8 protein-coding genes are annotated in these 12,125 nt (G+C 41.6%); 6 read left to right on the plus strand and 2 right to left on the minus strand.

Annotated elements, in window-relative coordinates; translation table 11 throughout:
- The 6 genes from BB427_RS15200 to BB427_RS15225 all read left to right on the plus strand — a co-directional run.
- Nucleotides 1–2,411: non-ribosomal peptide synthetase (locus BB427_RS15200; RefSeq protein ID WP_139119077.1), on the plus strand; the 2,411-nt coding region annotated here is incomplete at its 5' end.
- Between the two features lie 189 nt (nucleotides 2,412–2,600).
- On the plus strand, nucleotides 2,601–3,971 hold the full coding sequence (locus BB427_RS15205) for a sigma-54-dependent transcriptional regulator (RefSeq protein WP_069021662.1): 1,371 nt from the start codon (nucleotides 2,601–2,603) through the stop codon (nucleotides 3,969–3,971).
- Nucleotides 3,972–4,044: 73 nt separating this feature from the next.
- Nucleotides 4,045–5,235 (plus strand): sensor histidine kinase, encoded by a 1,191-nt coding sequence (locus tag BB427_RS15210; RefSeq protein ID WP_254663651.1) that lies wholly within the window; start codon nucleotides 4,045–4,047, stop codon nucleotides 5,233–5,235.
- A 371-nt stretch (nucleotides 5,236–5,606) separates the two neighbouring features.
- Complete coding sequence (locus BB427_RS15215) at nucleotides 5,607–8,042, plus strand: ABC transporter permease (protein ID WP_069021666.1); 2,436 nt, start codon at nucleotides 5,607–5,609, stop codon at nucleotides 8,040–8,042.
- A gap of 45 nt (nucleotides 8,043–8,087) precedes the next feature.
- Nucleotides 8,088–9,344 (plus strand): HlyD family secretion protein, encoded by a 1,257-nt coding sequence (locus BB427_RS15220; protein WP_069021668.1) that lies wholly within the window; start codon nucleotides 8,088–8,090, stop codon nucleotides 9,342–9,344.
- 33 nt (nucleotides 9,345–9,377) lie between these two features.
- Nucleotides 9,378–10,124, plus strand: coding sequence for an ABC transporter ATP-binding protein (locus tag BB427_RS15225; protein ID WP_069021670.1), 747 nt, complete (start codon nucleotides 9,378–9,380; stop codon nucleotides 10,122–10,124).
- Between the two features lies 1 nt (nucleotide 10,125).
- Here the strand turns inward: BB427_RS15225 and BB427_RS15230 are convergent, their stop codons facing one another.
- Together BB427_RS15230 and BB427_RS15235 are read right to left on the minus strand one after the other, a co-directional pair.
- A complete protein-coding gene (locus tag BB427_RS15230; protein ID WP_069021672.1) occupies nucleotides 10,126–10,764 on the minus strand; it encodes an alpha/beta fold hydrolase in 639 nt (212 codons plus the stop codon).
- Between the two features lie 120 nt (nucleotides 10,765–10,884).
- On the minus strand, nucleotides 10,885–12,045 hold the full coding sequence (locus BB427_RS15235) for a porin (protein ID WP_069021674.1): 1,161 nt from the start codon (nucleotides 12,043–12,045) through the stop codon (nucleotides 10,885–10,887).
- Nucleotides 12,046–12,125: the final 80 nt, after the last annotated feature.

Consider the following 12,125-nt stretch of genomic DNA (forward strand, 5'->3'; position numbering starts at 1 on the left):
GTGCCTATGTTCCCCTTGATCCGGAATACCCGGAAGAGAGATTAGATTATATGCTAGCTGACTGTGGCACCCCCATAGTAGTCACACAGGATGTATTGCTTTCTAGGTTATCTTCTTTAGTCAAAGTTCAAACTAGGTTCATCACATTAGATGGCCAATATGCTGAAATATCAAACTGTGCAATTAGTCGATATGGCGATGTGATTGAGCTGCAACAGTGCGTGAGACCTAATAACCTTGCTTATGTGATTTATACATCTGGTAGCACTGGTAAATCGAAAGGCGTCGCGGTTGAACATCAGGGTGTGGTCAATATGATCTTAAGTCAAATAGCCGATCTTTCGATACAACAAGAAGATAGGCTGCTACAAAACTTTTCAATCTGTTTTGATGGTGCTGTGTATGAAATGTATTTGTCGCTTTTATCTGGAGCCACGTTGGTGATTACACCAAAAGAGGAAAAACGGGATCCGATAAAATTCTTGAATTACTTAAACTACCACCGAGTTACAGTGGCTACCATTACACCTTCTTATCTTGCTGCAATAGGGGAGCAGCGCTTACCGTTAAGGGTCATAATCACAGCTGGAGAAGCCGCCAATAAACATGTTTTACAGTATCATTTAGACAATAATCTTGAATGTATTAATGCTTACGGACCAACAGAAACTTCTGTCTGCGCCACCTATTACAAAATGAAAGATAAAGACAAAAAGTTGCATTGTGTTCCTATTGGTAAACCCATAAATAACACTCAGATTTATATACTAGATGAGCATGAAAACCCAGTGCCAATAGGTGTACCTGGTGAGCTTCATATTGCTGGTGATGGACTTGCAAGAGGCTATCTCAATCGAGAAGAGCTTACTGACGGAAAGTTTATTACCAATCGATTTAACCCGAATCACCGCTTGTATAAAACTGGTGACTTAGCGCGCTGGCTTGAAGATGGCAATATTGAGTTCTTAGGCAGAGTGGACACTCAAGTTAAAATCCGAGGTTTTCGCGTTGAAATTGGTGAAATAGAGGCGCAGCTAAACTTACATCCTATGGTCAAAGATTGTGCCGTAGTTGCGCAGCAGGACAGAGGTATAAATAAGCTAGTTGCGTTTTATGTTGCCAGCCAAACGACAGCCGATAGTGTCACAGAATTATCCCGAGATAGTATGCACAGCTTCTTAAAGTCAACTTTACCAGATCATATGCTGCCATTGGCATACATGAGTCTCAGGGAAATACCACAGACACCAAATGGTAAGGTGGACCGCACTGCTCTTGAACGACTACAAGTGAATTTAGAATCAAGCCAAGCATACATTGCACCACGTAATGATGTTGAAGCTAAATTGGTTGTCATTTGGGCTGATGTGCTGGATCTCGATGCGAGTCAGATAGGGATTAATGACTCTTTTTTCGAGCTGGGAGGACATTCGTTGATAGCAGTAAAGTTGATGGCAAAAGTAAATTCGCTGTTTGGTCAGAATTTGCCCTTATCCACTGTGTTTTCAAATACGAGTATTGGTGACTTTGCCGAACTGCTGAAAAGTCACCAAGAGCAAGGCTTTAATATTGTTGTACCATTGCAAACTCATGGCAAGCAGCGACCTATCTTTGCTATACCGGGAGCAGGTGGAAATGTGTTGTCATTACAGCCAATAGCAAACGTGCTGAATGATAGTCATCCGCTATATGGTTTGCAGCCGGTAGGCTTGGATGGTAAACGTGAGCCATTAGATAGTGTGTCGGAAGTCGCTAGGGTAAATATTGCTGCTATGAAACAGGTACAACCTGAGGGGCCTTACCATTTAATTGGGCATTCTTATGGCGGTGTTGTAGCGTATGCTATGGCTCAAATACTGTTAGCGGGAAATGAGCAAGTCGCTTCGCTAAGCTTGATCGATTCTATTGCGCCTTCGGTAATGCAAAGTCGAGAGCCGTTAGAGGAAGATAGCTTGCTGGTCGGCTTGTGCATCACCTTGGCTAAGCTCTATGGTGTTGAATTACAGTTTGATCGTGAGCAGGTGATGAGTATTTCTGCTGATGATCGTATTGACTTTATTTGTCAGTTATTTGAATTGCATGGTGTGACTTTGAATGCTGATCAATTCACAACCCTTTACCGAGTCTATAAAGCTGATATTCATGGTTATTTGAGTTACGAGCCCGCTAAGTTAACTGAGAAAATCAAGGTAACTTTATATCGAGCAACACAAACTCGAAGTAGCAATATACCTACAGACTACGGTTGGAGTGATTTATTGGTAAGCCCAATTAGAACGTCCGATTTAGCAGCAGATCATCATTCAATTTTAGGACAACTGACGGATGTGGAACTGCTGCTAGGGTTGGGTAGTCAACAGGAGGTATTACATGAAGAAGCAGACTACTCAGATACGTTACTCAGTGAGTGAGGTTAAACATGGCTGATATGTTGTAAAAGCCATTAAGTCAAATGTGAGGCCTCATATATTGAAGCTTAATCAATCGATTAAGCTTCTTGACCCTGTTAACAGCCTGTGTATCATAATTCTTCAATTTGTGTTTGAAAGGCAGCCTCATTGAGCGTTCTTTGCTAGGTAAGCTGATAATAAAGGAAGAGTTTGAATAGACCGCATATCTTAATTGTTGATGATCGGCATGACATATATTTGAGTACAAGTTTTGCTCTTGAGGATAATGGTTACATACCTTTTGAAGCGAATAGTCCAGATCAAGCGCGAGAGGTCCTAAAGCAGCAACGTATAGATTTGATTTTGCTGGATATGAATTACTCCAGAGATATTACTTCTGGAGAAGAAGGACTAGCGTTTTTATCTTGGTTGTCTAAATCAGAGTTTGTAGTGCCAGTTGTGGCGATGACAGCGTGGTCTAATGTCGAGCTAGCAGTCAAGGCTATGCAGTTAGGTGCTGGTGATTTCATTGAAAAGCCTTGGCAAAATCAACGTTTACTGCAAGTTATCAAACATCAATTGACGTTATCTGATCTACAATCCCAAAACCAAAAGTTACAACAGCGTTTGGAACCGTTTGTTAAATATGATTATGTATGGCGCTCACCTGCCATGTTGCAATTGATGGCTCAAATTGAGAATGTGGCGGATACCGATGTCAATATAATGCTAAGTGGTGAAAACGGTACAGGTAAAAGCTTTCTTGCCGAGAAAATACATGCTCTTTCCCAGCGTTGCTCTGGCCCTTTCATCTCGGTAAATATGGGGGCTATTGCGGAAAATTTATTTGAAAGTGAACTGTTTGGCCACAAAAAAGGGGCATTTACTGACGCAAAAAGTAACCGTCTTGGTAGGATTGAGCTAGCGAATAAAGGAACGCTATTTTTAGACGAAATTGCCAATATTCCTCTCTCTCAGCAAGCAAAACTATTACGTGTACTTGAGTCTGGTCAGTATGAAATGTTGGGCTCAAGCCTGACTCGACAGATGGATACTCGTATCATCAGTGCTTCTAACGCCGATCTTCAAAAGCAGATTAGTAGGGACTTATTTAGGGAAGATCTGTTTTATCGACTAAATGCTTTGGAGTTTCATGTTCCACCGCTACGCGAGCGAGAGCAAGATATTGTTCCGTTGGCCCAGCATTTTTTAGATAAGCTGTCGCGAAAATATCAAAAGCCACCAATGGCGTTAGATAGTCGAGCACAGTGTGCTCTACAGAGTTATCATTGGCCCGGAAATGTGCGAGAGCTCAGCCATCTTATGGAGCGCACGGTACTGCTAACAAAGTCTGAGCAAGTTACCGATAGCGATTTAGCGATACAGACGCGTAATACAGATAAAATGACTAGCGCATCCGAAAAAATTTCAATGATGACACTTGAGCAAGCTGAGCGCAGTTTAATTAAGCAGGCCCTTGCACAGACCAATCATAATATCACTCAAGCAGCAAAATTGTTGGGTCTAACTAAGTCATCTTTATATCGGCGCTTGGAAAAGTACGATGATATTCAACGGTAAAACGCTAGAAGGGTTTATTACTTTTTGGTTGACCCTATTTTCTGCGTTGTTCTTACTGCTCATTTTTTCCTTTATGTGGCATTTGGAACTTTGGGCTTGGAAAATAGTGATCGTTACCAGTTTACTTGCTCTTGGTTATATCGTTGCGATTGTTCGCTTTAGAAATGTCATTGTGGCCAGTTTTCAGCGTGCTTTGTTACATATTGAAGCGATCCGTCAGGAAGACTACAAACAATATGCCAAGCCGGCTTTTCCAAAAGGGGTTGTGGGCAAATTCCATCTGCATTTGAGAGAGTTTAGCCAAGAATTATCGGAGAAGAAACAACGGTATGATCAGCATGCTTTTTTGGTCTATCAGCTTATTGATCAACAAGATAATCCGGTGATGGTGTTGAATCACAAATATCAACTTGTTTATGCAAATGGTGCCTTTAGCCAACTATATGATGGTCAACCATGGCAACGGTATAAACATGCTTCAACCAAGTTACTCGGCTTACGCAATACCAAGTCCGGCTGGCAGCTTAAATCTCAAAACCAGAATCAAAGCGAACGGTGGCAAATTAATCAAAGTGCTTTTATCGATTCGGGGCTGATACATCAGTTATTAGTTTTCACAAACATTGAATCTGCAGTTAGAAGTAGCCAAGTGAAAGCATGGCAACTGATGATAAATGTAATGGGTCACGAAATCCGCAATTCGCTTACGCCCGTTTCAACCATAGCTGAGACCCTTGCTGCGAGAGTAGATAATGAGCGTGATCAGGCAGCGTTGGCATTGATATCTGAACGTTGCCAGTTATTATTAAATTTTATAAACCACTATGCTTCTTTGTCCAAAAAAATAACTTTAAAATATGAAGTAGTCTCGACAGAGCGGTTGGTAGAGCGCTTAACAGGGTTATTTTCTCATCTTCAATTTGAGGTGATTGTTAAAATCCAGCAAATTTACGTTGATAAGTCAGCAATCGAACAGGTTTTGATCAACTTGATAAAAAATGCAGATGAGGCAGGAGCGAATATCGTTACACTCAGTTTTCATGAGGAAAGAGGACGTAGTTTTGTAAAGGTGGTAGATAATGGACACGGGTTTGCGAATCTTGAAAATTCATTTGTTCCCTTATTTACAACTAAGCCAGAAGGACAGGGGATTGGTTTGTGCTTTTGCCGTAATACGATAGAGCAACACCAAGGCAAAATTGATCTTGAAAATAACCTATCGGGTGGAGTTACTGTTACCATCACTTTGCCACAACAAAGTTAAAAAACGTAGATAAAAGCACTTGATTGCACTCTCTCTTTATTCCGAAAATTAGAGTCAACAATAAGAGAACCGCTCGATTTCGGACGGTTCGATTCCGGTATCGGACGGTGTGAATTCAACCATGGACGCATGCTCTATATTGCCTTTCTTCACATGCACCCTACCACATCCAAAAGCATCTCGTTCCTAAACTCTATTTATTTGATAAATAAGGTTTTAATTTTCCATCTGCTGAAATTATTGATCTTTTTTTACCTATAGAAAAAGATCCGAAAATAGATAAATATGGTACGTTATTAGCATGGTGTAAATTAGAGTAAATAAATTGTAAGGCTATTCTTAGCCACATAGTAACAACAGGATATAACGAGATGAACCATAGCATTTATCTACTAAAGCAAGCTTGGGCAGGATTATACAAAAAGAAAGGTTTCGCTTTAACTGTAGTGACCACCCTGGGTCTGACTTTAGGGGCATTACTGACTATTTTGACGCTTGCTTATGTTGTAATCGCTAAGCCATTACCTTACCCAGAACAAGACAGTTTATATCGTTTAAATGCTTACACAGTTGATGAGAAAAAGAAGCAGGACGCGAATCCCGATTTCAATTTAGGCAACTTGGTTAATCTTTATGACAATCAAAAACAGTTTAGCCAGTCAGCGATGCTTGATTATAGGGAAGGAGTACTGAGCTCGTTATCAACTCAACCCTCGCTTAATACAACTTATACTTCTCCCGGCTTGTTTGACTTGCTAGGTGCCAAGATGATTTTGGGACGAAAGTTTGAACAGACGGAAGAGAAAGATAGCTTCAATCCTGTTGCCATTTTAAGCTTTGATGTATGGCAAAATGAATTTTCAGGAGATGCTGGTATTCTAGAGCAATCCGTAACGATTGGTGGAACGAACTTTAGAGTTGTCGGTGTGCTAGATAAGAGCTTTATTGAACCGCAGCTGTATCAAGTAGGCAGAAAGACAGATATATTTTTACCTTGGGATTATAACCCGATAAATCTCAACGCTGATTATAGAGAAAGACGAGGCATGTTCAGTGGCCGGTTCCAGTTTGTAGGTAAACTGGATAGCTTATTAAGCAACTCCCAAGTCGAACAAACATTAACCACGCTGATTAATGACGAGTGGCGAGAAAATATTTCAGACAATCAGTTCTTTAATGGTTGGAGTATCAATACCGAACTGCAGTCATTCAATAACGCTATATTAGGCAACAACCAAAGTACCATTCTAATGCTGTTGGTTGGCATCATCGGATTAGTATTAGTCGCTTGTGCCAATATTACCAATCTGTTTATGTCAAGAACGGCTGAACAGCAGCGACAGCTTGCGATTCAAGCAGCAGTAGGCGCTAAGAAAAGTCACTTATTTCATGCGCTATTAGCACAATCAGCCTTGTTAGTCTCTGCGTCAATTATTGTTGCTTTGATTGTGGCTAAAGGTGGGTTTTGGGTCTTACAGCAATATTTAGCCTTGCGTCTCCCACGAGTTGATGAACTTACGATGAGTGGCGTGACACTGGGTTCAGCCCTGTTAGTCGCTGTGATTCTCGGTGTGTTTTTTGCGCGACTGAGTGCCAATATGATTAATTACCGTACTCTAAATGCGACTTTGCAATCCAGTGGTAAAGGAACTGGTGTTCAGGTATCACAAAAAGTACGTACGTTGTTGGTTATTTCTCAAGTTACTATCGTGACACTATTGGTTTTTATTAACATAAGTCTATTGCGAAACTCCCTAGAAGTTATTGAGCAGCCACTGGGGTTTGAAACCGAAAACCTTTGGACTGTGAGTTCAAGAATAAATGCTACGGATAGCGTGTCAGCTGAAGAGCGTCGAGCGATGGTTGAAGAGCTAAAAAGTAAACTTCTGTCGTTACCACAAGTTACTGATATTGCACAAGCGACATCACCATTACATTCTGCTAGCAATAGAATTCAAGTAATTGAAAAAAGTCAAGAAAGGCTAATTGTGCGCAGCCGCGAAGTCGATGAAAGTTACTTTCAGATAATTGCTCAGCCATTGTTGGAAGGTGATTACTATAGTGCAGCAGATGTACGTGACCAACGTGCTGTTATTATTATCAACGATGTATATGCAAATAAAATTGCGCCAGATGGTAGCGCTATTGGTGAAAAAATCAGAATTGGTGATACGTTATTTACTGTAAGCGGCGTGGTTAAAGGCGTGAAAATGCCTGCAGAGTCAGAGGTCGCGATGGAAGCATATCGAATATCAACACGAGCTTCTGCAAGATTTGTCTTAAAGCTAGAAACTGGTCAGCTGCTATCTCGTGAGCTACTCGTTAGCACTCAACAAGCCGTGGATAGTCGTTTTGATTTGGTAGAGCTGACAACTTTGAATGAGCAACGTGACACATTACTATTTACTCAGTATACCACGGCAGTGACCAGCGCCGTTCTTGCAGTTTTGACATTTTTCCTAGCAACGATCGGTTTGTACGGTATTTTATCGTATGCAACACAAATGCGTAAATTTGAGTTAGGTACTCGCTTAGCTATTGGTGCTAAACGTAAAGATGTTATTGCACTTATTGTTAGTGGTAATGCAGGTTCAGTGGTTAAAGGTGTAGCTCTAAGCCTAGGAGCATTACTGGGGCTATACATTACTTTCTCTGATGCATTAGTTGATTACGTTAACCCACAAGTAATTGTTATGTATCCTGCGACCTTAGTACTTGTGAGCATGATGACTTTATTTGCTTGCTATTGGCCTTTACGCCCTATAATCAATGCTCCCCCAATTCGCTCTTTGCGTGATAGTCAATAGTGTGAGTAGATTAGATAAGTGTGTCGTTTTTGAGAGGGAAAATTTGTGGATGTAGTTAAAACGAAAGTAAAAAAAGCAGGGGCACGAGGAAAATATCAAATGCTGGTAATCGCCATATTGATATTGGCTGCTTTACTTGTTTGGGCAATGCAAACTGCAAGTGCAGTGTCCGTTTCTCGAAGTGATGTCCTTATTGAGCGCGTCGAATTTGGTGATTTGGAAGTGATCACTGAAGGATATGGAGTATTGAGCTCAGATAAGCAGCAGTTGATCACGACGTTGGCACAAGCAACGGTGAAAGAAATAGTGCTAAAGCCGGGGGCTAGCGTATCTGCAGATAGCGTTATCGTCAGACTAGAAAACCCAGAACTAGCCCAAGATGTCGAGAATGCAAAACAAGAGCTGGCTCAGATTAAGGCTAACTTGCGCCAGCTCAAGCTGAATAACCAGCGAGAAATCTTAAATGAAGCTGCTAATTTAGCGGAATTGAAAGCGCGTCATGAATCAGCAATGCTAAATCGTAAAGCCGAGGCAAAGTTAATTGAGCAGGGCATCGTCTCACAATTAGCATATCAAGAATCCGTATTAGAAGAAGATCAGCTTGCCAAGCGCATAGATATCTTGCAGCAGCGAATAGCTCAATTAAAACAGGTACATCAAGAATCCGTTAATATTCAACAAGAGCGTGTCAAACAGCAACAAGGTCAACTTAATATTCGTCAGGCTAGACTAGACAGTCTTGAAGTGAAGGCTGGATTTTCTGGGGTGTTACAACGACTCTCCGTCGAATTAGGACAAAGCCTAGCGCCAGGTCAGGAGATAGCACTAATTGGTAGCGTGACCGATCTCATTGCACTCATCCGAGTACCGCAAGGCCAAGTTCAGCAAGTACGAGTGGGGCAAAAAGCTATGATAAATACTCGACGCGATATTATTTCAGGTACAGTGACGAGAATTGACCCAATAGTTGAGGATAACACGGTCGAGGTTGAAGTCGCATTACCTGAAGAGTTACCAGAGAGTGCGAGGCCTCAGCTTAATGTAGATGCCAGTATAATTGCCGATACTTTGAAGCAGGTCAGCTATATTAAACGGCCTGGTAATGTCAGGCCTCACAGTGAAGTATCTCTTTATCATTTGGCAACAGACAATACATCGGCAACGTTGAAAACATTGGAGCTAGGCAGACAAGCTGGGCGTTACATAGAAATTATTTCAGGGGCGAAACCGAATGATGTTTTTATCATTTCTGATCTTTCTAACCTGAAAAATACGACATCAGAATTGCTTATCAAACAGTAAATAAGAAACAGAATTATCAGTAGGAATAGAAACATGAGCGAAATAAAAATTCAAATGAAGAATATCTCGAAAGTTTTTGAAACGGAGGATATGGAAACACACGCATTGAAAGACATTAACCTTACCATTTCTGCTGGTGATTATGTCTCTATATCTGGCCCTTCAGGTTGTGGTAAATCTACTTTACTATCTCTACTTGGCTTGTTGGACATGCCTTCAGGAGGTGAGTATATGATTGAAGGTGTTAATGTTGCTAATTTATCGCTAGATGAAGCTGCAGAAATTAGAAATAGTAAAATAGGGTTTATTTTCCAATCATTTAACCTTATTGATGAAATTTCGGTATTTGATAATGTAGCACTACCTTTACGCTATCGAGATAAGAAACTAAGCAATACTGAAATTGAAGAACGTGTAAATAAGTGCTTGGAAATGGTTAACATGACGCATCGCGCTCAACATAAACCGAATCAACTCTCTGGGGGACAGCAGCAGCGAATTGCTATAGCCAGAGCTCTAGTAGCAGATCCTGCAATACTGTTAGTTGATGAAGCAACAGGAAACTTAGACTCCAATACCGGTGATCAGATTATGGAAGTACTAGAGCATCTTAATAAAAATGGCACAACGATATGTATGGTGACTCACGAATCTCGTTATGCGGATAGAGCGACAACGCAGCTTAGATTATTAGATGGGGAAATTTTAACAACACCAAAGCATGATGTTAATGTTGTTGCACAAGTAGAAGACGATACTGAATGTCTTACTACGGCTTGATTTAGTCGGCTAGCTGTTTGCAAATATACTCCATCACGGCTCGGGAATATATTAAGCTGGTATGGCTGAGATGAAACACTTTGTGCTCGGCCATGCCATTGAGCTTGGTTTCTTCTAACAACACAGTGCCATCCGATTGGCTGCCCTTTTGAAGCAGTGGCATTAGTCCAATGGGTAGGTCACCAGCGATGCTGTAAAGCTTCGCGTCGAAAGGCCAATCTTGATTGTTCGATAATAAAAACTCCACACTGTTTTTTAACAGTAGATCCAGCCCCTTGTCGTGGATATGCTTGGCAATAGCACTGCCTTTATGTGGTGTCCCTAAGGTTACCACTTTCTTTACTTGCTTGCTCGCTACAGAGTCTCGCTCTAAATAGGCTCTTGCAACTAAGCCTCCCATGGAGTGACAAACGAGTGCGGCGGGGCGGTCGTCAACAAAAGTATCAATAGCGGTGCAGATCTCATCAATATCTGGCGTTAATGTGTTATAGCTTAAATTGAGAATACGGTAGCCCGATTTACCTAAACGAGCGCTAAGCGGCCGCATCACAAAGCCAGACATATACAAGCCATGCAGCACAACAATATTCTCGATGTTGGCGCTCGTGGTAATATTGAGTGGAATAGGAGAGTGGTTCATGCCGCCTCTTTAAACTTGAATACTTCAAAGCCTTGCGCGAGTGTACCACCCCCACTTGAATACTTGATGTATAAATCAATCCAAATTGAAAAATTATTATCCTAGATCCTGTGATCTTGGCTAATCAAATTGCCACTCTTGCTTGTAATCGTACCTAAAGCCAATGGAGATGGAGTCCATATCGACTTGGTTGTCGAAGGACTTGTTCAAATACTCCAAGTGCACTCTGAGCGGCGGTGTTGGTAGCCACTCAAGTGTAACATTGTAGCCATCGAAGCTTTGATTTAGCGGATCATGACTGCCGTAACCGTCATCAAAATCAAAATATCCGGTTTTGAGTTTATAGTGTTTTGCGAGTTGATAGGCCAACGAAAGATCAAAGGTGTGGCCTTGTCGAGAATCAAGTGCGCCCACGCGTTGATAGTCTTTGTCCTGATACGCCATGGCAGCGTAAAAGCGGGAGGTAAATTGATAAGCTAGCGCACCAGACCAAAGTTGGTTTTCGCCAATATGCTGCTCGTTATCGTACACATCGTTTTGTTGATAAGTGATCGCCGCATGTAAACCTGCGTTATCGTAACTTAACCCAGTGTTGAATAAATCCGTTTGGTTATCGCCTTTGTCACCGTTAAATTGGCCTGCAGCGATAAACGTCATTGGCCCTAATTCGTAGCGGTAAGTAACTAAATTATCAACGAAAAAAATACTCTCTGGATCGTAAGCAAATGGGCTGCTACCGTGATTAAAAATATCAACGTATTCGGCAATAAACAGATACTGTGCAGGCCTTTGTTTGCCAATGCCAAATCTACCATACGGTGTACCTAGCGCAGTATAAGCACGGCGTGACTTGCCAAAATTTCCTTCATTGGCGAGATCGATGCCCCATTCACCATGAAGTTCGGCCTGCCAGCCCGGCATAAATTCATGAGTCACTTTAATCCCTGCGTGGGATAAGGCGTCACGAACATCCCAGTTACTTGCGTCATCTTGATTGATTACGCCAAATGTCGGGCGTATTGTGGCATAGGTTTGGAGCGTGGTTGAGGGCTCGGTAAGTGGTTTGACGGGGTCACTTTGTGGTGTTGATTTTGCCACAGGAGCTGCGGCCTTTGGTTCGCTATTTTGCGTCATAAACCGAGCTTTAAGATCAGCTAATTGCCGCTCAAGATTTTCAATGTCGGCCATGGTAATAGGTCGATCGGCTGCTAAAGCTACTGAAGAAGTCAGTAAACAGGCTAGGCCAATCAGTGCGGTTGAGTTGCTCAAAGTAAAATTCATGGTTTTTACATCGCTCAGTTGCCAATAATCGAATTATAGACAACACTTTTGATATTCGAGCACTTTTTATTCAGGCTGTT

It is taken from the genome of Pseudoalteromonas sp. BMB (assembly GCF_001709235.1).
In the GTDB taxonomy this organism is placed as follows: Bacteria; Pseudomonadota; Gammaproteobacteria; order Enterobacterales; family Alteromonadaceae; genus Pseudoalteromonas; species Pseudoalteromonas maricaloris.